The 26,946-nt window shown below is 72.5% G+C and carries 24 protein-coding genes; 13 read left to right on the plus strand and 11 right to left on the minus strand.

Annotated features, from left to right (window positions below; genetic code table 11):
• Window positions 1-117 precede the first annotated feature (117 nt).
• Both IH48_RS0109590 and IH48_RS0109595 read right to left on the minus strand, forming a co-directional pair.
• Window positions 118-1,923 (minus strand): hypothetical protein, encoded by a 1,806-nt coding sequence (locus IH48_RS0109590; protein ID WP_234434191.1) that lies wholly within the window; start codon window positions 1,921-1,923, stop codon window positions 118-120.
• Between the two features lie 132 nt (window positions 1,924-2,055).
• Window positions 2,056-2,841: an ABC transporter permease gene (locus tag IH48_RS0109595; RefSeq protein WP_030901812.1), complete on the minus strand. Its 786-nt coding sequence runs from the start codon at window positions 2,839-2,841 to the stop codon at window positions 2,056-2,058.
• A 163-nt stretch (window positions 2,842-3,004) separates the two neighbouring features.
• On the opposite strand from IH48_RS0109595, the gene IH48_RS0109600 reads away from it, so the two are divergent.
• Window positions 3,005-3,673 carry a DedA family protein gene (locus IH48_RS0109600; protein ID WP_030901813.1) on the plus strand — a complete coding sequence of 223 codons (669 nt, stop codon included), beginning with the start codon at window positions 3,005-3,007 and terminating at the stop codon, window positions 3,671-3,673.
• A 59-nt stretch (window positions 3,674-3,732) separates the two neighbouring features.
• Here the strand turns inward: IH48_RS0109600 and IH48_RS0109605 are convergent, their stop codons facing one another.
• Window positions 3,733-4,623 carry a hypothetical protein gene (locus tag IH48_RS0109605; protein ID WP_051839467.1) on the minus strand — a complete coding sequence of 297 codons (891 nt, stop codon included), beginning with the start codon at window positions 4,621-4,623 and terminating at the stop codon, window positions 3,733-3,735.
• Window positions 4,624-4,793: 170 nt separating this feature from the next.
• Between IH48_RS0109605 and IH48_RS33120 the strand changes: the two genes are divergently transcribed.
• The 4 genes from IH48_RS33120 to IH48_RS0109625 all read left to right on the plus strand — a co-directional run bounded on the left by IH48_RS33120 (window position 4,794) and on the right by IH48_RS0109625 (window position 8,439).
• Window positions 4,794-6,200: a hypothetical protein gene (locus IH48_RS33120; RefSeq protein ID WP_051839469.1), complete on the plus strand. Its 1,407-nt coding sequence runs from the start codon at window positions 4,794-4,796 to the stop codon at window positions 6,198-6,200.
• Window positions 6,197-6,934, plus strand: coding sequence for a polysaccharide deacetylase family protein (locus IH48_RS0109615; RefSeq protein ID WP_051839470.1), 738 nt, complete (start codon window positions 6,197-6,199; stop codon window positions 6,932-6,934). Before IH48_RS33120 ends, IH48_RS0109615 begins: the two co-directional genes overlap by 4 nt.
• 126 nt (window positions 6,935-7,060) lie before the next feature.
• Entirely contained in the window at window positions 7,061-7,516 is a 456-nt protein-coding gene (locus IH48_RS0109620; RefSeq protein ID WP_158710271.1) for a hypothetical protein, read from the plus strand.
• Window positions 7,517-7,614: 98 nt separating this feature from the next.
• Window positions 7,615-8,439 carry an LLM class F420-dependent oxidoreductase gene (locus IH48_RS0109625; protein WP_030901824.1) on the plus strand — a complete coding sequence of 275 codons (825 nt, stop codon included), beginning with the start codon at window positions 7,615-7,617 and terminating at the stop codon, window positions 8,437-8,439.
• Window positions 8,440-8,448: 9 nt separating this feature from the next.
• Here IH48_RS0109625 and IH48_RS0109630 read toward each other — a convergent pair whose 3' ends face one another.
• Window positions 8,449-10,710: a prolyl oligopeptidase family serine peptidase gene (locus tag IH48_RS0109630; protein ID WP_051839473.1), complete on the minus strand. Its 2,262-nt coding sequence runs from the start codon at window positions 10,708-10,710 to the stop codon at window positions 8,449-8,451.
• Between the two features lie 399 nt (window positions 10,711-11,109).
• Complete coding sequence (locus IH48_RS0109640; RefSeq protein WP_030901828.1) at window positions 11,110-12,252, minus strand: FAD-dependent oxidoreductase; 1,143 nt, start codon at window positions 12,250-12,252, stop codon at window positions 11,110-11,112.
• A gap of 190 nt (window positions 12,253-12,442) precedes the next feature.
• Between IH48_RS0109640 and IH48_RS0109645 the strand changes: the two genes are divergently transcribed.
• A complete protein-coding gene (locus tag IH48_RS0109645) occupies window positions 12,443-13,414 on the plus strand; it encodes a pyridoxal-phosphate dependent enzyme (protein ID WP_030901831.1) in 972 nt (323 codons plus the stop codon).
• 51 nt (window positions 13,415-13,465) lie between these two features.
• Here the strand turns inward: IH48_RS0109645 and IH48_RS0109650 are convergent, their stop codons facing one another.
• The 3 genes from IH48_RS0109650 to IH48_RS0109660 all read right to left on the minus strand — a co-directional run bounded on the left by IH48_RS0109650 (window position 13,466) and on the right by IH48_RS0109660 (window position 16,691).
• A complete protein-coding gene (locus tag IH48_RS0109650; protein ID WP_030901833.1) occupies window positions 13,466-14,371 on the minus strand; it encodes an SDR family oxidoreductase in 906 nt (301 codons plus the stop codon).
• Between the two features lie 17 nt (window positions 14,372-14,388).
• Window positions 14,389-15,402 carry an alcohol dehydrogenase catalytic domain-containing protein gene (locus IH48_RS0109655; RefSeq protein ID WP_030901836.1) on the minus strand — a complete coding sequence of 338 codons (1,014 nt, stop codon included), beginning with the start codon at window positions 15,400-15,402 and terminating at the stop codon, window positions 14,389-14,391.
• An 83-nt stretch (window positions 15,403-15,485) separates the two neighbouring features.
• The gene (locus IH48_RS0109660; RefSeq protein WP_037841438.1) at window positions 15,486-16,691 is read right to left on the minus strand and encodes an MFS transporter; all 1,206 of its coding nucleotides are present in this window, start codon (window positions 16,689-16,691) and stop codon (window positions 15,486-15,488) included.
• A gap of 174 nt (window positions 16,692-16,865) precedes the next feature.
• Here IH48_RS0109660 and IH48_RS0109665 point away from each other — a divergent pair, with 174 nt between their 5' ends.
• On the plus strand, window positions 16,866-17,828 hold the full coding sequence (locus IH48_RS0109665) for a helix-turn-helix domain-containing protein (protein WP_051839475.1): 963 nt from the start codon (window positions 16,866-16,868) through the stop codon (window positions 17,826-17,828).
• Window positions 17,829-18,280: 452 nt separating this feature from the next.
• Complete coding sequence (locus IH48_RS0109670) at window positions 18,281-19,855, plus strand: MDR family MFS transporter (protein ID WP_037841442.1); 1,575 nt, start codon at window positions 18,281-18,283, stop codon at window positions 19,853-19,855.
• A 74-nt stretch (window positions 19,856-19,929) separates the two neighbouring features.
• Here the strand turns inward: IH48_RS0109670 and IH48_RS0109675 are convergent, their stop codons facing one another.
• Window positions 19,930-20,367 (minus strand): Lrp/AsnC family transcriptional regulator, encoded by a 438-nt coding sequence (locus IH48_RS0109675; protein WP_030901845.1) that lies wholly within the window; start codon window positions 20,365-20,367, stop codon window positions 19,930-19,932.
• Window positions 20,368-20,605: 238 nt separating this feature from the next.
• On the opposite strand from IH48_RS0109675, the gene IH48_RS0109680 reads away from it, so the two are divergent.
• From IH48_RS0109680 to IH48_RS0109695, 4 genes are all read left to right on the plus strand, one after another.
• On the plus strand, window positions 20,606-21,748 hold the full coding sequence (locus IH48_RS0109680; protein WP_030901849.1) for an acyl-CoA dehydrogenase family protein: 1,143 nt from the start codon (window positions 20,606-20,608) through the stop codon (window positions 21,746-21,748).
• A 379-nt stretch (window positions 21,749-22,127) separates the two neighbouring features.
• Window positions 22,128-23,423, plus strand: coding sequence for an ABC transporter substrate-binding protein (locus IH48_RS0109685; protein ID WP_030901852.1), 1,296 nt, complete (start codon window positions 22,128-22,130; stop codon window positions 23,421-23,423).
• A gap of 94 nt (window positions 23,424-23,517) precedes the next feature.
• A complete protein-coding gene (locus IH48_RS0109690) occupies window positions 23,518-24,468 on the plus strand; it encodes a carbohydrate ABC transporter permease (protein ID WP_030901855.1) in 951 nt (316 codons plus the stop codon).
• Entirely contained in the window at window positions 24,465-25,385 is a 921-nt protein-coding gene (locus tag IH48_RS0109695; protein ID WP_051839477.1) for a carbohydrate ABC transporter permease, read from the plus strand. The genes IH48_RS0109690 and IH48_RS0109695 overlap by 4 nt, the downstream gene beginning before the upstream one ends.
• Before the next feature lie 80 nt (window positions 25,386-25,465).
• Here the strand turns inward: IH48_RS0109695 and IH48_RS0109700 are convergent, their stop codons facing one another.
• On the minus strand, window positions 25,466-25,651 hold the full coding sequence (locus IH48_RS0109700) for a hypothetical protein (RefSeq protein ID WP_030901860.1): 186 nt from the start codon (window positions 25,649-25,651) through the stop codon (window positions 25,466-25,468).
• Between the two features lie 32 nt (window positions 25,652-25,683).
• Here IH48_RS0109700 and IH48_RS34910 point away from each other — a divergent pair, with 32 nt between their 5' ends.
• Window positions 25,684-26,124, plus strand: a complete 441-nt coding sequence (locus IH48_RS34910; protein WP_078849590.1) for a BlaI/MecI/CopY family transcriptional regulator — start codon at window positions 25,684-25,686, stop codon at window positions 26,122-26,124.
• Here the strand turns inward: IH48_RS34910 and IH48_RS0109705 are convergent.
• Window positions 26,084-26,899: a DeoR/GlpR family DNA-binding transcription regulator gene (locus IH48_RS0109705; RefSeq protein WP_030901862.1), complete on the minus strand. Its 816-nt coding sequence runs from the start codon at window positions 26,897-26,899 to the stop codon at window positions 26,084-26,086. The genes IH48_RS34910 and IH48_RS0109705 overlap by 41 nt on opposite strands.
• Window positions 26,900-26,946 lie beyond the last annotated feature (47 nt).

Consider the following 26,946-nt stretch of genomic DNA (forward strand, 5'->3'; position numbering starts at 1 on the left):
CCGCGCAGGTCGGAGTGGTCCGGCCGGCCCGGTTCGTCTACGTGACAGTAGACGATGAAGCGGACCCGGCCAAATCCTGAACGGCGTACGGGGCAAGGGGAGTAGCGGGCGCCGCGCTCACCGTCCGTCACCGGCCGGGTCCGGCACGAGCGCGGTGGTGATGGTCATGGGCTTTCCCGTGACGGCGATCATGTGCAGGCGCGTGCGGCCGTGCGCCACCCGGCGGAACCCGTGCGGCGGCCTCAGCCCGTACGTCGCGGAGGCGTGCGGCCCGAGTGACGCGGGGCCCGACGTGATCGCCCACCAGCCGGAGGCGCTCTGCGCCGCGCGGCTGGCGAAGTGGGGGGTGAGGGTGGCGTCCGTCGTGTTGACGACACGCACCGCCGCCGAGGTGATCCCGTGCCGAGGCGTGTCCGTGAACCGTGCGGTGACCGTCATGCGCAGCGGCGCGGGACTCGCCGCGGCGATCGCGGCACACGCCGCGGCGGGCAGCAGGAGGCCCGCGCCGCATGCCGCTCTCGCGCGGCGCCCGAGCGGCAGCCGCGGCTGCCACGCGGTGGCGAGCGCGCAGGCCGGCACAGTGGCGGCGGCCGCGAGCCAGAGCGGCGTCATGAGCAGGTAGTACCCGTCCTGCGAGCGGGTCGAGAGGTAGAAGGGGAGCCATGGCAGGACCGTCAGCGCGGGCCCGAGCCGCCGTGCGAACAGGACGAGCGCGGCGAGCAGCCCCAGCAGCAGGAGGAGGGTCGCGTACGAGTAGAACTCCAGCCGGCCGCTGCCCGGGGTGAAGTAGTACGAGATGCCCATGAGGCCCTGCCCGTGCAGGATCGCGCCCTGGCTGATCGGCAGCAGCAGCCCGCAGGCCCAGGCGCGCGGGCCGCGGGCGGCGACGTACGCGTTGAGCACCGCCCAGGTCAGGGCGGCGACACCGGAGTAGCGGGCCGTCACGGCGAGCGCGCGGCGGCCCGGCATGCGCACCCGCGCCCGGCCCGCAGCGGTCCCTTCCCCGCTCGGTGCCGGGTCGCCGCGCCGTGCGGCGTACATGCCGACGAGCAGGAACGGAGCGAGGAACCATGCCAGTTGCTGGGCGGCGCACGCGGCGCCGAGGCAGACCGCGCGCAGCACCCCGTTTCGCCCGAGCCTGCCGCCCGCCCCCGTGGCGGGCCAGCGGACCACGACGGGAACGAGCAGGGCGAGGGCGAGCACGGCCGGGTAGCCGAGCCGGGCGTACGCCGGGAGCATGCCGAAGCCGAGGCAGACCGCGGTCGCGGCGGAGCGCCACGGCACGGGGAGCAGCCGCCAGAGCGTGAGCGTCCCGATGACCAGGGCGGCGCTGGTCACCAGGGTGGCGGCGGCGGTGGAGTGGATCACCAGCCGCACGGGCGCGGCGATCAGGGCCGTCAGCGGCGGGTAGCCGTACGTGAAGTCGCCGCCGCCCGCCATGGTCTTGGTGAGGTCGACGCGCGGCGTGCCGAACAGCCAGGGCCACGGATCGCCGTAGACGGGGCGGCCGTGCAGGATCTGCAGCGCGGCCTGCGCGGTCAGGACGCCCTCGTCGCTGCCCGCATGGTCGAGCCAGTAGCCGCAGACCACCAGGGTGATCGCCACGGCGAGCACGAAGGCGTCCACGCGCGCGAGCGCGCGGCGCCCGCGTACCGCGAGCGCGAGGACCGCGCAGCCGAGGATCGCGGCGTAGCAGAGGGAGATCACCCCCGCGATCGGCGGGTTCCTGTGCATCGCCGTCGTCCAGAGCGTCCGGGTGCCGATGAACAGGCTGATCGTGGCGATCAGGGTCAGCCCTCTGTGCCACTGAGCGGGCGCTCCGTCCGCGGCGGCGTGCCCGGCGCGGACGTGGCGCAGGGTCAGGCGGAGGCCGGATGGGCGCGGGCCGGGGGCGTCGACGGGGGCGTGCAGGGTGTCGTCCACAACGGTCCTTACCTGGTGCGAGCGACCCCCCGGGCGACTACTGCGTCATGCACTGAGTCATGCAGGCAGATCATATTCACGAAGTGTTCACCCCGCTCTGGTCGTTGCCGCCGCGCCGTCCGCGCGGCCGCCTCACCGCGCGGGCCGGTGCAGCAGCCCGCTGGCGACGAGCTCGACGGTCAGGGCCACCGCGGCGGCCTGCACGGCCATCAGCGCGATCAGCACGAACAGCTGCACGGCCCCCGCCGTGAGGGGTGAGGCCCCGCCGAGCAGCACTCCGACGAACGCGCCCGGAAGGGTGACGAGTCCGACCGTGCGCGTCTGGTCGAGGCCGGGCAGCTGGGCGTCGGACGCCGCGGGGCGCACGACTTCGAGGCGGGCGTCCCGGTCGAGGAACCCGAGCGAAAGGGCGGCCTCGACCTCCCCGCGCCGCTGCGTCAGCTCGTCCAGCGCCCGCCGGCCGGCCAGCACCGTCGCGGTGAGCGCGCCGCCCAGCAGGATCCCGGCGATGGGGATCAGCGCGATGCCCTTCAGCGGCACGAGCCCGGTCAGCAGCAGCGCCGCGACGACCGGTGCGGTGGCCGCGGCGATGGGCACGGCGGTGAGCCACCAGGATCCGTCGGACGTGAGCCGGCGCCCCGCCGTGCGCACCGCTGTCGCGAACATCAGCAGCAGGAAGGCCGTCAGCGCCCACAGCGAGCGGATCACGTAGGTGATGACCACGGACACCGCCGCGAGCTGGACCGCGGCCCTGCCCCCCGCGAACGCGATCTGGCGCCACCGCTTCGCTCCTGTCACCGCGCCGAGGTGGTAGCGGGCGGACACGAGTACGGCCGCCAGCAGGAGCGCGGCCAGCACGATCCCGAGCGTCTTGTCGACGGGGAGGAGCGAGGCGGCCGTGATCGTGGTGTCGCGCATGCTCAGAAGAGTGTCAGAGGGTGCCTCGTCGCCGGGCTGTCGGGCGGATGGCCGTCCCTCCTTCGACTACAGTGTTGTAGACGAAAGGTCCGACGCCGGCCGTCCGGGACCCCGGGCCTCGGCCCCCCGCCGCGGTCGCACCACGAGGAGAAGGTTCGCGACCATGGCCGCACCCCTGTTCACGGCGGCACAGCTCGCCGTGAACGTGCTCGACGCACGATCCCTCCTGGCCGCCTTCGGCGTGGCGGGCATCGCTCTGGTGATGTTCGCCGAGACCGGGCTGCTGATCGGGTTCTTCCTCCCCGGCGATTCGCTGCTGTTCACCGCGGGGCTCCTGTGTACCGGGACCGCCGATCGAGGCTCCGCGCTGTCGCTGCCCCAGGTGCTCGTCGCGTCCGCCGTCGGCGCCCTGGTCGGGGCGCAGGTCGGCTACGTCATCGGGCGGCGCGGCGGGCGCGCGCTGCTCGACCGCAGCCGGTCGCGGCGGCTGCACGAGGGCGCGGTCAGAGCCGAGGAACTGCTGGCGAGGTACGGGCACGCGAAGGCGGTCGTGCTCGCCCGGTTCATCCCGGTCGTCAGGACCGTGCTCAACCCGCTCGCGGGCGCGCTGGGCGTGCCCGTCCGCACCTTCACCGTCTGGCAGACGGCCGGCGGCCTGGTGTGGTCGATCGGTCTCGTGCTCGCCGGGTACGCGCTGGGCTCGTCGGTGCCCAACGTGGACCGCTACCTGCTGCCGATCGTCGCCCTGATCGTCGTCGTGTCGCTGCTGCCGCTCGCCGTCGAACTGGTCCGCTCCCGCAAGCGCGCGGCGCGCGAGGGCGGCGCGAGCTGACCGGGCGGCCGTCCCGCCGCCCGGCGCCGTGGCACGCCGGGCGGCGGGGGAGCGCACCGTCAGCCCCGCTCGGCCGCCGTGTGCGCCATCGGCAGGGGCCCTGTCGCCTCGGGAGCGGCCCCGTGTGCCTCGTCGCGCGGGGTGTCGGAGCCGGTGACCGCGAGCTTGACGAGCAGCACGGCGATCGGGACGAGCAGCGCGAGGGTGACGGGACCCGTGCCCCAGCCGAGGCCGCCGCGGCCCGGGCTCACACCCATCCAGTCGGCGAACGACGCCCCGAGCGGCCGGGTGAGGATGTACGCCCACCAGAACGCCGCCACGGCGTTCAGGCCGAGGAAGCGGTAGGCCAGCGCGGGCATCAGGATGAGCGCCGTGAACAGGAGGCCCGCGGTGAGGTAGCCGAGGTGCAGGCTGCCCGCCGTGAGGTCGCCCGCGGCGGTGCCGAGGGCGAAGGTCGCGAGCACTGTGGCCCAGTAGAAGCGCTCGCGGCGCCGGGTCCTGACGCTGTGGATGGACAGCGTGGACTCCGACGCGTACCAGGCCGCCAGGATGCCCGCCAGGATCAGGGCGAACGCCACCGTGGAGACGCTGTACGGGATCCCGGCGACCACGTGCACCACGTCGGCGGCCATGGTGCCGAACACGCTGACCATCACGATCGCGAGCCAGTAGTTCCACACGCGGTAGCGCGGCGCCCGCAGTTGGAGCCAGAGCATCGCCCCGAGACCCACGGCGCCGATGCCGCCCGCCACGATCGGGCCGAGCGTCTTCGCCAGGTAGTCGGACGCCGTCTCGCCCATCCCGGTGGTCAGGATCTTGACCACCCAGAACGTGGCTGCCACGGCGGGCACCTTGATCCCCAGGGACCTGGCCGCGTGCGCCGCGGTGCGGGTCCGCGTCCCACGGCCCTGCGCCGGCCCGGTCCTCGCGCCGCCCGGTTGCATCGTCATCAATCCTCACCGTTCCGGCGCCAGGGCGCCGTCGTGTACGGGGTCGTCTATCGTCTACAGGACTGTAGACGATTAGGGAGACGGGTGAACCGGTCCCTCCGTTCCGGCTGCTAGGGTCCTGGCCCACTGACGTTCTACATCTTGTAGTAATAATCGGAGGGCTGTCCGCCATGCCTCGTTCCTGCGTTCCGCGGCGCGTCACGGTCATCTCGGCGAGTGTGGGGGCGGGCCACGACGGCGCGGCGGCCGAGCTGGCCTCCCGGCTCGAAGCGGCCGGATTCGCGGTCGACCGCTACGACTTCGTCGACCTGTTGCCCTGCGGCCTCGGACGGCTCCTGTCGGGCGCCTACCACCGCCTGCTGACGCTGGCACCGGCCGTCTACCAGCGGGTCTACGCGTCGATGGGCCGCACGGGCAGGCCGGGCCCCGCGCTCCGGCTGCTGCTGCGCGGCGCCCGGCGGCGCACCCGCCGTACCGTCGGTCCCGCCACCGTGGCCGCCGTGGCCACCTACCCGGGGGCCGGCCAGGTGCTCGGCGCGCTGCGCGTGCGCGGCCGGCTCGACGTGCCGGTGCTCACGTACCTGACGGACTTCTCCGTGCACCCGCTCTGGGTGGCACGGGGGGTCGACGTGCACCTTGCCGCGCACGCCGTGCCGGCGGGCCAGGCGCGGTCGCTCGGCGCCCGGGGCGTGCTCGTGTCCGGGCCCGTCACGAACAAGGCCTTCCACCCCGTCGACGAGGCCGAACGGCGCGCGGCACGCGAGCGGCTCGGCCTGCCGGCCGGCGGGACGCTGGCGCTCCTGGTGGCCGGGTCCTGGGGCGTCGGCGCCGTGCGCAGTGCGGCACACGAGATACGTGCGGGCGGGGCCGCGGTGCCCGTGGTGGTGTGCGGCGCCAACAAGTCGCTGCTCAGGCGCCTGCGCGGGGACGGCTTCACCCACGTGCGGGGATGGGAGAGCGACATGCCGGGGCTGATGCGGGCCTGTGACGTCCTCGTGCAGAACGCGGGCGGGCTGACGTCGCTCGAAGCGTTCGCGACCGGTCTGCCCGTGATGAGCTACCGCTGCATACCCGGGCACGGCCGGACGAACGCCGCCGCGCTGGACGAGGCCGGTCTTGCGTCCTGGGTGCGCGACGCCGGCCGACTCTCCACCGTCATAGGGGAGCTGGCCACCGGCGCCCTGGGCGAGCGGCAGCGCGCCCAGGGGCTGGCGCTCTTCCCGCGCGGGACGGGCCCCGCGGCCGTCATCGCCGCTGCCGCCGGCCGTGCGGGCGGGCGGGGCTCCGCACCCGCGACGCTGCCGGGTGCGCGCGGCCCCGCCGAGCGCACGCCAGGCCTGCGGCCCTCGCGCGAATCCGCGGCCGGCGCCGCCGCGTTCGTGCCCCGCATGCGCAACCGGAACGGCTCGCCGCGGTCCGCTGCCCGGCGCGGTCCACTGCGTACCCCCGCCACCGCGATCGCCCTCGTGCTGACCCTCGGACTGGGGATAGGCGCACCCGTACTCCACGCGTACGGGTCAGTGCCTGGACGCATCTCGTCGGCCGCACGCCACTTCATCGAGGAGCACGAACTGTGAGGAATCCGCTGGGCGGCGCCGCCTCCACCGCACTCGCGGTGCTGCACACCGCGCCGGTCGTGTCCACCTTCGGCCCGCTGCGCAACCGTGCCATGCCCCACCTCGCTGGACGCGGCACCCCCGACCACGTGGCGCTGACCTTCGACGACGGCCCCGACCCGCTGTCCACACCGCACTTCCTGCGCCTGCTCGAACGCGAGCGGGTGCGGGCGACGTTCTTCCTCCTCGGCTCGATGCTCGTACGCTCCCCGGGGCTCGCGAAGGAGATCGCGGCCGCGGGCCACGAGGTGGCCGTGCACGGCTACGTCCACCGCCCGCTCGCCCTGCGCGGCCCGCGGGCCACCTGGGACGACCTCGCGCGGGCGCGTGATCTGGCGGCGGACGTGCTGGGCCGGCGGCCGACGCTGTTCCGGCCTCCGTACGGCGTGATGAACGCCTCCGCGCACCTGGCATGCCGCTCGCTCGGGCTGCGGCCCGTCCTGTGGACGGCCTGGGGCGAGGACTGGCGGGCCCGCGCCACCCCGCTCAGCGTCCACGACACGGTCATGTCGTCCCTGCGCGGCGGCGGCACCGTCCTGCTGCACGACTCCGACTGCACCTCCTCCCCGGGCTCGTGGCGCACGACGCTCGACGCCCTGCCCCGGCTGCTCGACACCTGGTGGCAGCGCGGCTGGCGTACCGGGACGCTGAGCGAGCACGGCGAGCCCACGCGCCTGCCGCGCGTGCCGTACTGAGGCGACGCCGTCCGGCCGGGGCAGCACCCGTACGGCGGCGTGATCCGCCCGATCGCGGCCAGGGCGCTCCTGCACCGGGACCGCTCGTGCGACATGGATCCCTCGCCCCCGAGAGGGGCAGGCCAGGTGAGCGGTTCCACCAGCTCAAGCCAGGACGGCCGCGACGCCGTGCCCTCGGCATGGCGGATGTCGCGCTCCTCCTCGTGGACGGCGACGGGGCGGCTGCGAGAACGTGCTGGGCCCGCCGGCTCCCTCGGCAGGCTGACGGCCACGGCGAGCGACGGCAGCGCACGCCCGCTCGCCGCGTGGCAGTGGCCGCTGCACGGAACGGCCGGGGAGATGCGGCTGATTCGGCGGTGCGCCGGGCAGCTGCACGACTGGGGCCTCGGCCACCTGGAGTTCACGGTCGAGCCGGCGGCCGGCGAGCTGGTCACCAGCTCCGTGCGGCACGCGTCGGGGCAGGACGTGGGACGGCGGACGAGAGCCTTCACCCCGGAGGGCAAGGTCATCCGGGCGGAGTTCGACGAGGAGCCCGGCTGGCCTCGACGGGGCCTGCGCTGCCTACCGCGCCGCTTCTCGTAGGGTCCCCTGTGACAACGGGTGCGGCGGCGCCACGCCACCGCGCACCCGTTCCCCGCCGCCGTCGCCCGCGGCGGGGCGGCACGCCGGAGGGACCGACAGTGAAGTACGGCATTTCCACCTTCATCACCGACCAGGGCATCGGCCCGGTCGCGCTCGGCAGGGCGCTGGAGGAGCGCGGGTTCGGCATGCTCCTCATCGCCGAGCACTCGCACATCCCGGTGGAACGGCGTTCGCCCTGGCCCGGTGGCGGCGAGCTGCCCGGCAAGTACTACCGCACGCTCGACCCGTTCGTGGCGCTCACCGCGGCCGCCGTGGCGACCGATCACCTGCTCGTCGGCACCGGCGTCGCGCTCGTCGGCCAGCGCGACCCGATCCACACCGCGAAGGAGGTCGCCTCCCTCGACCTGGTGTCCGGCGGCCGGGCGGTGTTCGGCGTCGGCGTCGGCTGGAATCGCGAGGAGATGCGCAACCACGGCACGGACCCCGCCACGCGGGGCCGGCTCGTGAACGAGAGGCTCGCCCTCATCCGCTCGCTGTGGACGGAGGAGACCACCGAGTTCCACGGCGAGTTCATCGACCTCGACCCCGTGTACTCCTGGCCCAAGCCGGTGCACAGGCCGCACCCGCCGATCTTCGTCGGCGGCGGCGAGCGCGCCTTCCCACGCGTGGCGCGCTACGGCGACGCGTGGCTCGCGAACGGTGTGCCGCCCGAGGAACTCGGCCCGCAGATCAGCAGGTTGCGCGAGGCCGCGGGCCGGGACGTGCCGGTGACCGTCTTCGACGCCTCCCACGACGAGGCCGACGTGGCGGCGTACGCCGAACTCGGCGTGGAGCGTCTGCTGTTCGCACTCGAAACGCGGCCGGAGGCCGAGACTCTGCGTGCGCTGGACACCATGACGGCCGTCGTACCCGCGGAGCACTGACCCACCGCGTCACTCGTGCGGGTACGGCAGATGCGTGGTGGTCGAGCGCCACAGCCGGACGGCGGTCGAAGGCCCCGGCGCCGCACGGTGCTTGCCGCGCCCCGAATGGGTCCGCTGCTCCGGCACGGACGGCTGGGGCGCGAGGCCCGTGTAGTGAGCCAGGAAGGTCAGCACGTCGGCCTCCAGGGCGGAGGACGCGGCCCCGTGCACCGCGTGGTGGTCGCGCCGCATCAGGATCGCGGGCCCGGTGGTCGCGTGCTGGAGCGCCGCGCACATCTTGCGCACGTGCTCGGCGCCCGTGTGGGCGTCGCCCGACGCTCCGCACAGCAGCGTGGCCGGGTACCGGGTGCCGGGAACGACCTGGTGGTACGGGGAGAGTTCGAGCAGGGCGGCCGTCTGGCGCGGCCCCGCGGCGGTGCCGTACTCCTGCGTCCAGGTGGCGCCGAGGCCGAAGCGGTCGTAGCGGATCATGTCCGTCAATGGCCCGTTGACGGCCACGGCGGAGTACAGGTCGGGCCTGCGGGTGGTGGCGGCGGCGACGAGGAGCCCGCCGTTCGAGCCGCCGAACGCGGCGAGCCGGCTGCGGTCGGTCCAGCCCTCCCTGATCAGCCACTCCGCGGCCTCGTTGAGGTCGTCGGCCGCGCGCATCCTGCCGAGCGCGCCGGTGCCCGCCTCGTGCCACGCCCGGCCGCCCTCGCCTCCGCCCCTGACGCACGCCACCGCGAACACACCGCCCGCCGCGGCCCACGCGTAGGCCATGGGCCGGTAGCTCGGTCTCATGAGGACGCCGAATCCGCCGTAGCCCGTGATCATCAGCGGGCGCGGGCCGTCGTCCGCGTCCCCCCTGCTGAGGAGGAACAGCGTGACCGGGACGCTGTCACTGGTCCAGTACGTGAACTGGCGTGTCGTCAGCCCCGTGCGAGGTGCGGGCGACGACAGGTGCGCGGGCGCGACGGGCAGCGGGGGCAGCGGAGTGTCCGGCCACTCCTGCCACGGGAAGACCGTGCCGGTGGTCGCGTCGTAGCAGTACACGCGGGGAGGGGTGCCGAAGTCGGAGTAGGTGAACCAGGCACGCGGGCCGCCGGCGGGGTCCGCGCGCAGGGCGGTGACCGTGCCGGTGCCGGGCAGTGGGACCTCCGCCATCTCCTGACCGTCCGTGGCGTTGTGGACGGTCAGCCGGCTCACCGCTGCCCTGGTGCGCAGCACGAGCAGAACAGGGGCGGCGAGCGAGGAGTGGTGCAGCATCGCGCTGTCGCCGAGTACCGACCTCGGATCCTCCGCGACGAGCTCCCGCCATTCGGCCGGACCGCGCCGCGGGTCGAGCGGTCCGCTCGTGGCGAGGATGCGCCCGTGGGGGGCGAGATGGTCCGTGTGCATCCTGGCCGTCCCGTCCGGATGCAGGCGTACCGAGGCCAACGCGCCGTCACGTGCGCCGTCCACGATCTTGTGCCATTCGAGCGCCGCGGGGTCGGCGGCGGGGCCGGGGGCCAGCCACAGGTCGTTGCCCGACGCGGCGCCCGTGACCACGGAGACCACGAGGCGCGTGCCGTCGGGGTCGATGGTCAGCCCGAAGTGGGTGGCTCCGCCGACCGCGTCGCCGAAGACCTCCTCGTCCTCGGCCGGAGGCCTGCCGATGCGGTGCAGCCTCACGCACAGCGGCTCGCCCGCGGACGGGCAGCCCGACACGTAGTAGAACGCCGCGGCGCCGGGCAGCCACGCGACGGGGGAGTGGCGCAGCCCGGGTACGGGCTCGCCCAGCGGCCCGCTGCCGTCGGCCGCGTACACCAGGAGGACGGTCGTGGGGCCGCCGTCCGCGGCGAACTGGCAGGCCACCCGGTCGCCCTCCCACGAGGGGCGCCACAGCGCGAGACGGGTGCGGCCGCCGAGGTCGGCGGTCGGGTCGGCGACCACGTAGTCCCGGTGCTGGTCCCAGGCGTCGGGCTCCGACGCGTACAGCCGCGCCATCCCCTGGCCCGGCAGCAGGCGTTCGGTGAAGGACCTGGCGCGACGGCTGACCGGCGCCGACATGCGCAGCGGTGCGGCCGCGTCCGCCAGGGACCGGTTCCAGTCCTCCCGGTCGCGCCAGGTCGCGCGGTGCGCGGCGAACAGCGCGTCCTGCCGGGCCGACCAGGTCCGGGTCCTGGAGCTCTCGCCGTCCTCCAGCCAGCGGTAGGGGTCGGGGACCTGCTGGCCGTGGATCTTGTCCACGAGGAGCTGCCGGTAGGCGTCGGGGGGACGGAACGCGTCGGCGGGGCGTGGTGAGGACGACATCGGGGGTGGCCTTGACCTCTCGCTCGGGGAAAAGGGGGAGCCGACGAGGGGTACCGCGGGCGCGGGGCGACGCGCGTCACCCGGCGGCCCGCGCCACCTCGCCGTACGAACCGGAGCCGCCGGAGGCGGACGCATCGTCAGTTCTGGTCACCCTCGAAGACATCGGCGATCCACCGAGGCACCGAGGCGTCCGCGACCGGCCCGTCGTGGGGGCTCCAGTCGTCTGCCGGAAGAACCATGTTTTCTCTCCCTTTGTCTCCGAAGTCGCCGAACACCGGACATCAACGGCTTGGACACAAGAATGCCCACGGGTCACCTGGAGTAACGCAAAGTAACCTGGGAGCGTGAAAGGGAATGTGATCGTACAAGTCATCTCATATGAGTGACGGGTGGGAAGGGTCAGTCCTGTCGCGCGTACAGGGCGAACTGGTCGAGCAGACCCTGGGGTGCGTCGTGGCGGAAGCACACTTCGAGGTTGTCCGCCGACCCCCTCGCCGACTCCTCGCTGCGCGGAAACATCTCCGCCTCGTACGCGGCGATGGCGCCCTCGGTGTCGCCGGGGCGGGCCGCCAGGCACTGCGCGAGTCGCGCCCCGTCCAGCATCGCCAGGTTGGCGCCCTCGCCGGCGAACGGCGACATCAGGTGGGCCGCGTCGCCGAGCAGCGTGACGCCCGGGACGCGCGGCCAGCGGTGCGCGACCGGCAGCGCGTGGATGGGGCGCGGCACCAGGGTGCCGTCGGCGTCCGCGATCAGCGCGCGCAGGCGCTCGTCCCAGCCGGTGAACCGCGTGAGGAGCGCTGCCTTCGCGGCGCGCCGGTCGCCGAAGTCGACGCCTGCGGCCCACTCCTGCGGCGCCTTGATCGCCGCGTACACGTGCAGACTGCCATCCGTCTCGCGGTGCGCGAGCAGGCCGTTGCCCTCGCCGAGAGCGAAGAGCATGCCGCCGCCGACCACGGCCGCGGCGTCCGGGTGGCGCACGTCGGCGTCCAGGAGGTCGAACTCGACGAACGAGACGCCCGTGTAGGCCGGCATGTCGTCCGAGAGCAGCGGACGGACCCGTGACCATGCGCCGTCCGCGCCGATCAGCAGGTCGGCGGTGAAGGCGGAGCCGTCGGCGAGGGCCACCTCGTAAGCCCCTGTGGCGAGCCTGCGTGCCCCCGTGGCCTTCGCGCCCCAGCGGATCGACCCGTCCGGCAGGGACTTGAGCAGCAGGTCGCGCAGGTGGCCGCGGTCGACCTCGGGGCGCCCGCCCTGACCGTCGTCCTCCTGATCGAGGCGCACCTTCCCGTGCTTGTCCAGGACGCGCATGGCCTCCCCGCCGGGGTGCACGAGTGCGCGGAACTCGTCGTAAAGGCCCGCGGCCCGCAGGGCGACCTGGCCGGAGTCGTCGTGGATGTCGAGCATGCCGCCCTGCCCGCGGGCGCCGGAGGAGGGCTCCGACTCGTAGAGCGCGGCCTCGATGCCGTGGGTGTGCAGCACCCGCGCGAGGGTGAGGCCGCCGAGGCCGCCTCCGACGATGGCGATGGGGTGGTGAGTGGTCATGGGAGTCTCCTTCGTTCCGTGTCCCGCTTGCACATCCAGCGTAACGAACATGTTCGGAACGAACAAGTTCGTTCCAGCCACTCGGGCCCGGGCACGGGCATCGAGTGCGATCCGGCCATGGGATACGTTCGACCCGTTCGGTTTCCCGTACGGCCCTTCGGGGCCGTCCCGCCGCCCTGGAGGCCCCAGCATGACGAACACGCCGCCGGTCAGCCTGGCCGACGTCCGTGACGCCGCCGCTCGGATCGAGGGGGTCGCCCACCGCACCCCCGTACTGCGGTCCAGGACCCTCGACGCGCTGGTCGGCGCGGAGGTGTACCTGAAGTGCGAGAACCTCCAGCGGGTCGGCGCGTTCAAGTTCCGCGGCGCCTACAACGCCGCGTCCCGGCTCTCCTCCGGCCAATTGGCCGCGGGCATCGCCGCCTACTCGTCGGGCAACCACGCGCAGGCCGTCGCGCTCGCGGCCAGGGAGCTCGGCTCCACGGCCGTCATCCTGATGCCGGAGGACACCCCGCGCTCCAAGCGCGACGCGACGGCCGGCTACGGCGCCGAGATCGTCACGTACGACCGCTACAACGGCGACCGTGTCGCGCTCGGCGAGGCGATGGCGGCCGAGCGCGGGCTCACCCTCATCCCGCCGTACGAGCACCCGCACGTCATCGCGGGGCAGGGCACGGCGGCCCTCGAACTCATGGAGGAGACCGGCGGGCTCGACGCGCTCGTCGTGCCGTGCGGCGGCGGTGGCCTGCTCGCCGGCACCGCGACCGCGGTCAAGGGCCTCGGCGGCGCCACCCGCGTGATCGGCGTCGAACCCGAGGCGGGAGACGACACCAAGCGCTCGCTCGAGGCGGGCCACCGGGTGTCCGTGCCCGTCCCGAGGACCATCGCCGACGGCCAGGCCGCCCACACGCCCGGCGAGTTGACGTTCTCCGTCAACCAGCGCCTGGTGGACGGCATCGTGCTCGTCTCCGACGACGAGATCCGGGCGGCGATGCGGCTGGCCTTCGAGCGGCTGAAGACCGTGATCGAGCCCAGCGGCGCCACCGGCCTCGCGGCCCTGCTGGCGGGTCGCGTCGACGGCGGCGCCAAGCGGATCGGTGTGATCCTCTCCGGCGGCAACGTCGACGCGCGCCGCTTCGCGGAGCTGTGCGGGGACCGATGACGGGCGTACCGGCGGCGCGCGTACGGGCGTCAAGCGTACCGGCGGCGCCGCTCAGGCCCGGCCGTCCGCCGTCCTGACCGTGAGCAGGTCGGTCAGGCGGATGCGCTCGTAGAACCTCTCGCGCACCCTGTCGGCGACCTCGCTGACCTCGCTGGACCCGTCGTTCGCGGGGTCCACCGTGACGCGGAAGGGACGGCTGCCCTTCGGGGCGCCGACGAGCGACACGATCGCCTTCGCCACCTCGTACGGATCGGCCTCGGGCGGGGCGAGTTCGGCGAGCCGCGCCGAGACGTCGTCCATCAGCCCCGCGTACAGCTCCTCGTACGCCCTTGCCCTGTCCTCGTCGTCCGGGAGCATCGCGTGGGCGAAGTGGTTGGTGCCCGACGTGTAGGAGCCCGGCACGACGATCGCGGAGTCGATGCCGAAGCGCGCCAGTTCGACGGCGTAGCTCTTGGCGACGTGGTCCTCGGCCGCCTTGGACCCGAAGTAGGGGCCGAGGTAGGGCGGCGTCCCTCCGTACGTGCTGGTGGAGCCCACCCACACCAGGAGCCCGTCGCGCCGCTCGCGCATCCCCGGCAGCACGGCGCGGTTGAGGCGCTGGGTGGAGACCACGTTGGTGTCGTAGACGTCGAGGAGCTGCTCAGGCGTGAAGGCCTCGGCGGGGCCGAGGACCATGTGCCCCGCGTTGTGCACGACGACGTCGATCGCGCCGGTCGCCTCGGTGACCTCGCGGACCCCGGCGTCCACGGACCGCTGGTCCGAGACGTCGAGTTCGACGCTGCGCAGGTCGACCGAGTGCTGCCTGGCGTACTCGGCGGCGTCCGCCACCGACCGGGCGTTGTGTCCTGAGGTGTCCCGCATCCCGGCATAGGTGGTGTACCCGGCGTCGGCCAGCGCGCGGACCGTCATGGCCCCGAAGCCGCTGGACGCACCGCTGACAAGGACGGTCCCGGACATCTGCTGCCTCCCGGTGGTCACTGGTCGAAGACGATGACGCTGCGCCCGTGCGAGGTGTGCGCGTCCATGGCGTCGAGCACGGAGGGAACGTCGTCGAGCCCCACCACCGTGACCTCGGGCAGGATGCCGTGCCTCGCGGAGAAGTCCAGGGTGTCGCGGAGGTCGTGCGGAGAGCCGGACGGCGACGCCATGACATGGAGGCGGTTGAGCACCATGGGCTGCACCTGGAGCACCAGCGGCTCCGTCTCGTAGCCGCACATCACCAGCGTCCCGTCGGGCGCCAGGCCACTCACGGCGGCGGCCGCGGTGGCGTTCGACGGCGCCGTGTTCAGCACGACGTCCGCTCCGCCGTCCCAGGTGACGAGCGCCTCGCCCGGGTCCTCGTCCGCCGAGGCGATGAACCGTTCCGCGCCCATGGACCTGGCCGCGTCCTCACCGCGGCGCGAACGCCCCACCACGGCGACGCGCGCGCCCAGGGCCACCGCGTACCGGATGCCGAGGGAGCCCATGCCGCCCGTACCGATCACCGCGATCCGGGAGTTCGGGCCCGCCCCCGCCTGCCGAAGGCCGTTGTACGCCGTGAGCCCCGCGCACATCAGCGGCGCCGCCGCCACCGGGTCGAGCCCGGCGGGAAGCGGCGTCGCGAAGGCGGCATCGAGGATGACGTACTCGGCGTACCCGCCGTCCACCACGATCCCGGTGATCCTCTTGCGCGGGCAGAGGATCTGCTCCCCGCGCGCGCAGTAGTCGCACGTGCCGTCGGAATCGTGCAGGAACTGGCCTCCCACCGCCGTCCCGACGGCCGGCTCCGTCACGCCCGTGCCGACCGCTTCCACCACGCCGGTCACCTCGTGGCCGGGCACGACGGGGAAGCGCGCGAAGGGGTATTCGCCGTGGAGCAGGTTCAGGTCGGAGTAGCACACGCCGCACCCGGTGACCTTGACCAGCACCTCGCCGAGGCCGGGTTCCGGGACGTCGAGATCGGTGAGGGAAAGCGGTCGGCGAACGCCCGTCGCCACAGCAGCACGCATCACATTCTCCAGACCTCGGGTTCTCAGTCTTGTGCGGCCCCGATCCGCCCGCAACCCGGGCCACGGGCACCCGAGTCGCCGCGTCACGCCCGGTGGGGAAAGGCGTGCTTCCTGCCGGCGAGGACGGTCGCGGCCGCGGCGACGAGCAGGAGCAGCGCCGCCCAGGTGATCGACGCGGCGCCGAGTCCCGCGAGCAGCAGCCCGCCGGCGAGGCCACCGACGGCGATGGCGCCCGAGAAGACCGTGATGGTGATGGACTGGGCGACGTCGGCGGCCTGCGACGCGGCGCTGATCGCGGCACCGATGAACAGGCTGGGCGAACTGCCGAACGCGAAGCCCCACGCCGCGACCGCGACGTACACCAGCACGGGCACGCCCGCGAGTACCGCCAGCACGAGCACGCAGGCAGCGAACAGCACCGTGCTGCCCACCACGAGCCCGCGCAGGTGACGGTCGATGTGCGCGCCGACCACGAGGACGCTGAGCACGGAGGCGAGGCCGAACGCGAACAGGACCCAACCGGTCTGGCCCGCCATCCCCACGTGGGAGAGCAGGTCGGTGATGTAGGTGTAGAGGATGTTGTGCGCCACCATGTACGTCGCGAGCGCGAACAGGATGGGGCGCAGCCCGGGGACGGCCAGCACGCGCGAGATCCGGGCGTGCGCCCCGGCCCGCTGACCCGGCAGGCCCGGCAGGAACGCCAGCACCCATGCCATGGTCGCCGCGCCCGCGGCGGCCGAGGCGAAGAAGGCGAGCTGCCAGCCGCCGGCGCCGCTGAGCAGGGTCCCGAGCGGGACACCGAGGGCCAGGCCGACCGGGGTGCCCGCCAGTGCGATGGCGATGGCACGGCCCTGCCGGCCCGCCGGCGCGAGGCGTGCGGCGTAGCCGCCGAGGAGCGGCCAGACGAGCGCGGTCCCGAGGCCGGCCGCGAATCGGAGCATCAGCGTCAGCGCGAAGTCGCCCGACAGCGCGGTGAGGGTGTTGGCGACGACGACCACCGCAAGGGCCAGTTGCAGCACGTGCTTGCGCGGCCACGCGGCCGTCGCCCGGGCGAGGGGGACGGCGCCCAGTGCCGTGGCGAGCGCGTAGAGCGTGACGGTCTGGCCCGTCAGCGAGACGCTCGTGCCGAGCGTGCGGCTCATGTCCGGCAGCAGGCCCGCCGGGAGGCACTCCGTGAGGATGCTGATGAAGCCGGCCAGGAAGAGGCCGAGCAGGGCCCTGCCCGGAAGGCGGCCCTGGGGGACGGCCGGCGCGGCCGGGGCCGCGGATTCGGTGACGGTGTCGGGCATGGTCTTCTTCCGGTTCGGAGAGTGGGTGCCGGACCCCGGAAGCCATCGCCCGGGGACACACCGAGCGTGGATCGGGCGCGCGGACCCGGCCAGACACCTGCTTCGTCCACACCCCGCGTGGCTATCACCAGCAGGGACAGGCTGGGCCGCGTGCACCGGGGGATACTCGGGGACATGGCATCGCAACGCGCCGCCCGCCCCGGCCGGCCGGCAGCGGGGGAGCCGGCCCCGGCGACCGGCCCGCACGGCGAGTCCGCCCCGCACGGCGGGATCGACGCGCGGGCGGAGCTGAGCGAGTTCCTGCGCACCCGCAGGGCCCGCCTCAAGCCCGCCGACGTGGGGCTCACCGACCACGGCCGCCGCCGCGTGCCCGGCCTGCGACGGGAGGAGCTCGCGACGCTCGCCGGGGTCTCCGCCGCCTACTACACGCGGTTCGAGCAGGGCAACGCACGCAACGTCTCGCGCGAGGTACTGGACGCGATCTCCCGCGTACTGGAGCTCTCCGAGGCCGAGTACAGCCACCTGCTGCGCCTCGCCCAGCACAAACGGCACCGCCCGGGGCACACCCCGCCACGCCCGCCGGTGCGGGCCGAGGTACGTGAGCTGCTGACCGCGATGGAGGGCGTGCCGGCGTACGTGTGGGGCCACCGCACCGACGTGCTGGCGTGGAACCAGACCGCATCGGCCCTCTTCGGCGACTGGGCGGCCCGTGCCCCGCAGGAGCGCAACTGGGCCAGGATCACCTTCCTCGACCCCGCATCGAGGAAGCTGTACGCGGACTGGGAGTCCAAGGCGTACGACGTCGTGGGCCAACTGCGGCTGGGCGCGGGCCTGCACGCCGACGACGCGCTGCTCGCCTCGCTGGTCGGTGAGCTGTCCATGAAGAGCGCGGACTTCCGCAGGCTCTGGGCCGCCCACGACGTCAAGCGCAAGACGCACGGCGAGATGCGGCTCGTCCACCCGCTGGTGGGCGGGCTGTCGCTGCGCTACGAGACCCTGGCGCTCCTCGGCGATCAGGAGCAGTCGCTGACGACCTACCACGCCGCGCCCGGCTCGCCCTCCGAGGAGGCGCTGCGCCTGCTGGCCAGCTGGGGAGCGGACGCCTCGCGGGAGCCAACGCCCGGCAGGCGGGACTGAACCTGCGGGCCGCGTGCCGCCGGCGCACGCGGCGGCCGGTGTGACGCGTTCTCAGGTGTCGAACCCGCCCGTGTGGACGCCCGGACGACGTGCGGCGCGTATGCGCCGCGCGGCACCGCCGGGAGCGAGCGGCGCCCCGCCGGCACGACCGCGAACTGCTGATGCGCGGCACCCGCGTGCGCCGCGCACCGGAGAGGTCAGGGCCTGGCCCGAGACCGCCGCCGGCCGCACCGGAGCCATCGCGCTGCGGTGCCGACAGGTACCGAGTCGTGCCGCGTGGATCGGGACGCCGTCATAGGACGTCTGCTGACGAGCTGCGACCCGGCCGCCCGCCGCGGGGAACCCGCATCCGGGCTTGCACACTTGCCGGGCGGCTAGTAAGTTACTTGCCGACCGGTAAGTAGCGCGGGTGCCCGTACGCCCCGCCCAACGGGAGAAACGGACGGTTCCCCATGACCGCAGAAGCAACGGACGGCTCCTTGTCGCCCGCGCGGCTCTCGCCGCGGCAGATCATGGCGGCGATGGTCGCCCTGCTGATCGCCATGCTGCTCGCGATGCTCGACAACACGATCGTCGCCCCCGCACTGCCGACGATCGTGGGCGATCTCGGCGGCCTCGAGCACCTGTCCTGGGTGACGACCGGATACATCCTCGCGTCCACCGCCGCGACGCCCATCTGGGGCAAGCTCGGCGACCTGTACGGCCGCAGGCGGACGTTCCTCGCGTCCATCGCCCTCTTCCTCGTCGGCTCGGCGCTGTGCGGCATGGCGCAGAACTTCGGCGAACTGGTCGGCTTCCGCGCCCTGCAAGGGCTCGGCGCGGGCGGCTTGATGGTGGGCGTGCTGTCCGTCGTCGCCGAGATCGTGCCGCCCCGCGACCGCAGCAAGTACCAGGGCGTCATGATGGCCGCGATGCCGGTCGCCATGATCGGCGGACCGCTCGTCGGCGGGTTCATCACCGACAACCTCAGCTGGCGCTGGGCCTTCTACGTCAACCTGCCGCTCGGCGTGATCGCGCTGGCCGTCGCCTGGTTCACGCTGCGCACCCTGCCCAAGGGCGCCGCAGGCGGGCGCGTCGACTGGTGGGGCGCCGCGCTGCTGACCACCTGGATCACCGCTCTCGTCCTGCTCACCAGCTGGGGCGGCGGCCAGTACGCATGGCTCTCCGCGCCCATCATCGGCCTCGCTGCCCTGACGGTGGCGGCGTTCGCCGCCTTCGTGCTCGTCGAGCGCCGCTCGGCCTCCCCGATCATGCCGCTGAGCGTGTTCGGCAACCGCAACTTCTCGCTCGCCGGCGCGCTGGCCTTCCTGTCCGGCTTCGCGATGTTCGGAGCCGTCACCTTCCTGCCGCAGTTCCAGCAGTTCGTGCAGGGGGCCTCGGCGACCAACAGCGGCCTGCTGCTGATGCCGATGATGATCGCCGCCATGGTGGTGTCCATCGCCGGCGGTACGGTCATCAGCCGTACCGGCCGCTACAAGACGTTCCTCGTCGCCGGGGCGGCGCTCATGGCGGTCGGCCTCGGCCTGTTCGCCACCATGGACCCCTCGACCTCGTCGCTGGTCTCCGGCCTCTTCATGGTGCCGCTCGGCATCGGCCTCGGCTGCCTCATGCAGACCACCACGCTCCTCGCGCAGAGCAGCGCCCCGCTGAAGGACGTCGGGGCGGCCACCGGGGCGTCGACGTTCCTGCGCAACATGGGCGGCTCGATCGGCGTCTCGGTCCTCGGCTCCGTCTACGCGAGCGCGCTCACCGCGAAGCTCGGCGCGGGCGGTGGCGCGGGCGGCTCGGCCCAGTCGATGACGCCGCAGGCGCTGCGGAAGCTGCCGGCCGCCGTCCAGCACCTGTTCGCCTCGGCCGTCACGCACGGAGTCGTCGAGGTGTTCGCGGTCGCCGCGATCGTCGCGGCCTGCGGGGTGGTCGTCGGCCTCCTCGTCAAGCAGGTGCCGCTGCGCGGCTTCGGCGGCGGCGCGACGAAGGTCTCCTCGTCCGGCACCGAGCCGCGGGTCGAGGAAGAGGTCGCGGTCTGACGGCACCGCGCGACGTGCGCGACGTGCGCCCGGGCCCTGCGGCCCCGCCCTTCGCGGGCGGGGTCCCGCGGGCCTCAGGCGCGTGACCAGGAACCGAGCACCATCAACGTCTTGGTGCCGGTGATCTGGCCCGAGCGGCGCAGCCCGTCGATCACCTGCTGGAGATGGTCCAGGTCGCGCACCCGGACCTGCACGAGGGCGTCGGGGTCGCCCGCGATCGTGAAGACCGCCTGCACCTCCTGCACGGTGTACGCGCTCGCCACGATCTCCCGCACGGGCGTCGTGCCCGCGTACCGCAGCTCCACGAACGCCTCGATGCCCCAGCCGAGTTTCGCGTGGTCGATCTGGACTGTGAAGCCCGTGATGACGCCCGACTCCCGCATCCGGTCCACCCGGCGCTTGACCGCGGCCACGGAGAGCCCGACCTCCGCGGCCATCTCCGAGAAAGTGCGCCTGCCGTCCTCCCGCAGCATGCGCAGCAAGGCGTGGTCCGTCTCGTCCAACTCCGCCACGGGGCGCCCTCCGCACTCTCTCGTCCGAAGCAAACTTATACAGAAGAATGGCTCTGTCCCTAAAAATGTTTGCGACTTCCCGGGCATTAGGCTGCAGATGCTTGCCTGTGCCCGGTCGCCGCGCTCTGATCGGCGAGTAGCGTGGCGAGCCGGGACCCGGTCCGGTGCAGGGCCGCGTCCCGCCCATCCGCAGCCGTCCGTCCGTACCCGCCCCGGTACCCGTCAGAAGGAAGCCGTCGTGCCCGTCGACCGTCTGCTCCCCAGCGAAGAAGCTCAGGACCTGATCGCACTGACCCGCCAACTCGCCGACCGCGAAATGGCACCCATCGTCGACACGCACGAGCGCAAGGAGACCTACCCGGAGGGTCTTTTCGCGGTGCTGGGCGAGGCCGGGCTGCTCGGCCTGCCGTACGCGGAGGACCTCGGCGGCGGCGGACAGCCCTACGAGGTCTACCTCCAGGTCCTGGAGGAACTGGCCGCGCGCTGGGCCTCGGTGGCGGTGGCCACCAGCGTGCACACGCTCGCCGCCTTCCCGCTCATCACGTTCGGCAGCGACGCGCAGCGCGAGCGGTGGGCGCAGGACGTGCTGTCCGGCGCCCTCGTCGGCGGCTACAGCCTCTCCGAGCCGCAGGCCGGCTCCGACGCCTCCGCCATCGCCTGCAAGGCCGAGCGTACCCCCGACGGCTACCGCGTCACCGGGTCGAAGGCGTGGATCACCCACGGCGGGAAGGCCGGCTTCTACGCCCTCTTCGCGCGGACCGCGCCCGGCGGCCACGGCGTCTCCTGCTTCTTCGCCCCCGGCGCGGCGGACGGCCTCTCCTTCGGCCTTCCCGAGGAGAAGATGGGCCTGCACGCCGTGCCGACCACCGCCGCCTACTGGGACGACGCCCTGCTCGACGCCGACCGGCTGATCGGCGGGGAGGGGCAAGGACTCGAAATCGCCTTCAGCGCCCTCGACTCGGGCCGCCTCGGCATCGCCGCGTGCGCCACCGGCCTCGCCCAGGCCGCGCTTGACGCGGCCGTCGGCTACGCCAACGAGCGCACCACCTTCGGCCGCCGCATCATCGACCACCAGGGGCTCGGCTTCCTGCTCGCCGACATGGCCGCCGCCGTCGGCTCCGCGCGCGCCACGTACCTGGACGCGGCGCGCAGGCGCGACGCGGGCCGCGACTACAGCAGGCACGCGTCGATCGCGAAGCTCACGGCGACGGACGCGGCGATGAAGGTCACCACGGACGCCGTGCAGGTCTTCGGCGGCTACGGCTACACGCGCGACTACCCCGTCGAGAGGTACATGCGCGAGGCCAAGATCATGCAGATCTTCGAAGGCACGAACCAGATCCAGCGGCTCGTCATCAGCCGCGGCCTCGCGACCCACTGAGGCGGGCGGGACGGCAGGGGCCAGGGGTCCGGGGGCTCTACTGCCCGGTATGGTGAGCGGCGGGTGGCCCGGCCACCCGCCGCTTCCGTGCGTCCCGAGGCCGGAGGACTCCCCGCTTCCGCTCAGGAATCAACGTTTCCCAACACGTGTCCAGTATGCGCCCGACGGCCGTGATGGGCGGATCAGGGGCGCTACGTCCGGGGGAAAACGGACGCAACTTGGTATCGCAATCGTTTCATGTCTTGACAGTAGACCTGGGTATTGGTGACATCTGTCGGGTCACGTTCGTTTGTGTTCTATTCGCGCCCCGCAAGGAGGGGTCATGAAGCTTTTCTCGACTGACGGTCGACGCTCGGGACCCGGTATACCCATACCTGACATGTCGTCAATGTCCCGGCGTTCCGTGCTTCGTGGCGCCGCCCTGGGCGCCGGGGTCGTCGCGGCCGGTCCGCTGCTCAGCGCCTGCGGTGGCAGCGGCGGAAGTTCGGGCGGTAGCGGCGGCAAGACGGTCACCTTCGGCTCCAACGCGGCGGTGCCGCAGCCCAAGGGCGCGTACCAGAAGGTCTTCGCGGCGGCCAAGAAGTCCATCGGCATCACCGTCAAGCCCAACTGGGTCGACCACAACACCTTCCAGCAGAACATCTCCAGCTACCTGCAGGGCAACCCGGACGACGTGTTCAACTGGTTCGCCGGTGAGCGCATGCAGTTCTTCGCCGGCCAGGGGCTCGCCAGCAACGTCGACGACGTCTGGAAGAAGATCGGCGCCAATTACACCGACGCCATGAAGGCGCAGAGCAAGGCGCCGGACGGGCACTACTACCTCGTGCCCTTCGACTACTACCCGTGGGCCGTCTTCTACAGCAAGAGCCTGTGGAAGAAGCACGGGTACACCGTCCCCACCACGTGGGACGAGTACATCAAGCTGGCGAAGAAGATGAAGAGCGACAAGCTCATCCCCATCGCCTTCACCAACAAGGACGGCTGGCCGTCGCTCGGCACGTTCGACTACCTGAACATGCGCATGAACGGCTTCGACTTCCACATCGAGCTGATGCGCAAGGGCGAGAAGTGGAACACGCCCCAGGTCAAGGCCGTCTTCGACCAGTGGAAGCAGCTGATCCCCTACTACTCGCCGGGGTTCGCGGGCCTCACCTGGCAGGAGGGCGCCCAGCAGCTGCTCAACCAGAAGGCCGGCATGATGGTCCTCGGCCTCGACCAGATCGGCACCATCTTCGCCGGTGACAAGGCCGACGACCTCGGCCTGTTCGCCTTCCCCGAGGTCGACCCGAAGTACGGCCAGGCCGCCGTAGAGGCGCCGATCGACGGCATGATGGTCTCGAAGTCGCCGAAGAACAAGGACGGCGCCGAGAAGCTGCTCTCCTACCTCGGCACCGCCAAGACGCAGCAGCTGTGGCTCGGCAGCAACCCGGCGGACGTCGCGACCGCCAAGGGCGTCGACACGTCGAAGTACACGCAGCCGCAGAACGACGCCGTCAAGCTGATCACCGGGGCCAAGAGCCTGTCGCAGTTCATGGACCGCGACACCCGCCCCGACTTCGCCGACCCGGTCATGATCCCGGCCATCCAGAAGTTCCTGCGGAGTCCGAACGAGATCTCCTCGATCCTTTCGAACGTCGACAAGCAGGCCAAGACCATCTGGGCCAGCGGCAACTGACCCGCCGGGCCGCCGTGCTGCCCGCGGTGCCGCGGGCGCTGCGGGCACCACGGCGGCCTGAACACACACTCCGGTGTGAAACGACGAGGAACACATGACTGCTGTGGAAGGCGCCGCGGCGCCGCGGACCACGCCCCCCAAGACCAAACGGCGAAAGCTGCGACAACTCACCGCGCGCGACCGGGTGAGCCTCGGCCTGATGGCCGGCATCCCCACCCTGATCACCGTGGCCTTCGTGTGGGTGCCCGCGCTGGCCTCGATCGTCCTGTCGTTCTCCAGCTGGTCGGGGTTCGGTGACTTCTCCACGATCCATTGGGTCGGCACGGAGAACTACAAGAACATCTTCACGATCTACCCGCCCTTCGACCCGGCCATCCAGCACAACCTCATCTGGCTCGCGGTCTTCTTCCTGCTGCCCGCGCCGTTCGGCCTGTTCCTCGCGACGCAGCTGGACAAGCAGATCCGGTTCTCGCGGATCTACCAGTCCATCCTGTTCCTGCCCGTGGTGCTGTCCCTGGCGCTGATCGGCTTCATGACCGAGCTGATCTTCTCGCCCACCCAGGGGCTCATCAACAACCTCACCGGCCACGCCGACCACCATGTCATCGACTGGATGGGCAACCCGCACCTGAACATCTGGGCCGTGATGATCATGGCCTGCTGGCGGCAGGCCGGCTACGTGATGGTGCTCTACCTCGCGGGACTCAAGAGCGTCGACCCCTCGCTCAAGGAGGCGGCCGCCCTCGACGGCGCGGGCGGCGCGCAGACCTTCCGGCACGTGGTCTGGCCCGCGCTGCGCCCGATCAACGTCGTGGTGCTGGTGATCACGATCATCGAGTCGCTGCGCGCCTTCGACATCGTCTACGTCATCAACAAGGGCACCAACGGGCTTGAACTGCTGTCCGTCCTCGTGACCGACAACATCGTCGGCGAGGCGAGCAGGATCGGCTTCGGCTCGGCGCTCGCCACGATCCTCCTCGTGATCTCGCTGGCCTTCATCGTGCCGTACCTGATCAGCATGTTCCGAGAGGACGAGCGCGAATGACCACGCTGACGACCGAGCGCCCCGGGCGCCGCACCGCCGAGGTCGCCCCCGGCGCCAAGCGCACCCCCAGGGCCGGACGCGCCGCCCTGCACGTGTTCCTCATCGGCACCTGCGTCGTCTGGCTGGCGCCCCTGCTGTACGCGCTCTACACCGCCCTGCGGCCGTACGCCGACACGCAGCGCCACGGATACGTCTCCGTCGGCGGGCACTACGGGTTCGGCAACTTCACGGCCGCCTGGGACCAGGCGCAACTGCCGCACTACTTCTGGAACTCCGTGATCATCACGGTGCCCGCGCTGGTGATCACGCTCTTCCTGTCCAGCATGGTCGCCTTCGTGGTGGCCCGGTTCAGCTTCAAGCTCAACGTCGCGCTGCTGCTGCTGTTCACGGCTGGCAACCTGCTGCCCCAGCAGGCGATCATCACGCCGCTGTTCAAGATGTACCAGCTGATACCGCTGCCCGAGTGGCTGGCCGCCTCAGGCAAGCTCGACGACTCCTACCTCGGCGTCATCCTCATCAATGTCGCCTTCCAGACCGGCTTCTGCTCCTTCGTCCTGTCCAACTACATGCGCACCATCCCCAAGGAACTGGGCGAGGCGGCGCTGGTGGACGGGGCGTCGGCCTGGCGCCAGTACTGGCAGCTCATCCTGCCGCTGTGCCGCCCGGTGCTCGCCGCGCTCGCCACCCTCGAGTTCACCTGGATCTACAACGACTTCTTCTGGGCGACGGTACTGATGCAGACCGGCGCCAACCGCCCCATCACCGCGGCCCTCAACAACCTGCAGGGCCAGTTCTTCACCAACAACAACCTGATCTCGGCCGCCGGACTGATCGTGGCCGTGCCCACGCTCGTCGTGTTCTTCGCCCTGCAGAAGCAGTTCATCTCCGGGCTGACCCTGGGCGCCAACAAGGGCTGAGACGGGGCGCGCCCACGCGCGCGGGCCGTCGACGCCCACGAGCCGGCGCCCGGTCCCGCCATGGGGGACCGGGCGCCGGCTCATGCGAGGTGGCGGTGGTTGGCGAGCTCCTCCTCGCACTCGCGCGCCCCGGCCTCGTCGCCGTTGTCACGCGCCTGGGCGCGCTGCCGGACGAGTGCGGCGCACACGCCGCACGCCGTGTCGCCCGGCGCGGGGGCGGGTGCGCCGGACGCTTCGGCGCCGGCGCGGCGGGCACGTGCACTCACGGACCTGTCCTGACAGGAGGGGAGGGAGGTGTATGGCAGGCTCGAAGATCCACGGCGTCTTCTACACCGCCGTAGAAGTTCTACACCAATGTAGAAGACAAGGCGGGGAAACGACAAACCCATGGACGCGGGCGCACACCGAAGGGGCCGCAAGCGGGCCCGGCGCCCCGCTGACCGCGGGAGACGTCGTGGACCGCCTGGCCGGCGAGCTCGCGTACAGCACGGTGGTCACCATCCTCACCCGCCTGTACGCCAAGCAGCTGCTGACCCGCACTCGCCGGTCACCGACGAGCCCGGCTTCGCGGCCCGCCGCATGCGCACCGTCCTCGAAGCGCGCCACGACCGTGCCGCGCCGTGCCGGCACGCTTCGCCGACGGCCTGTCCACGGCGGACGCCGACCTCTCCCGTGCGTATGGGGCGCGCGCTCAGTCGTCAGTCGTCCTCGCCCTCGCCCGGCGCCGGCTGCGGCGTGAGCAGGCTCCAGCCGGCCTCCTCGAAGGCGCGGCGCGCGGCCTCGGGCGCGTCGCCGTCCGTGATGAAGGTGTCGAAGACCTCCGGGCCGCCGATCGTGGCGAAGGCGCGGTTGCCGATCTTCGTGGAGTCGGCGACCAGCACCGCCCGGCCCGCGCGCTGCGCCATCAGGAGGTTGACGCGGGCCTCCGCCTCGTCGTGGACGGTCGCGCCCACCCGCGGATCCACCCCGTTGACCCCGACGAAGGCGACGTCCATGGTGATCTGGCCGAGCACCAGATCGCTGTACGGTCCGACCAGTTCGAACGTGCGGCTGTGGGCGACGCCCCCGGTCAGGACGATCTTGATGGTGGGCCGAACCGACAGCTCGTAGGCGATGTTCAGCGCGTTGGTCACCACCGTGAGGTTCGGCCGCGGGCCCGCCTCGCCCAGGTCGGACCGGCCGGCCAGGGCGCGTGCGATCTCCGTGGTCGTCGTGCCGCCCGACAGGCCGATCACGCTGCCGCGGCTCACCAGCCGGCCCGCGGCACGCGCGATGTCCCGCTTCTGGCGCGGGCGGTGCTCCGCCCGGTAGCGCACCGGCAGGTCGTACGCCACGGAGCTGAGCACCGCGCCGCCCCGGGTCCGTGTGAGCAGCCGCTGCTCGGCGAGGGCGTCCATGTCCCGCCGCACGGTCGCGGGGGACACCGACAGCGCCTCCACGGCCTCGTCCACCTGGACCTGGCCACGCTCGGCGAGGAGGTCGAGCAGCGCGTTGAGCCGCTCGTGCCGCATCATCAGGTGCCTCCCTTGGGTGGTGCCCGGCCGGCGGGCCCCGTCGGGTG

It is taken from the genome of Streptomyces sp. NRRL F-5126, assembly GCF_000721265.1.
Taxonomy (GTDB): domain Bacteria; phylum Actinomycetota; class Actinomycetes; order Streptomycetales; family Streptomycetaceae; genus Streptomyces.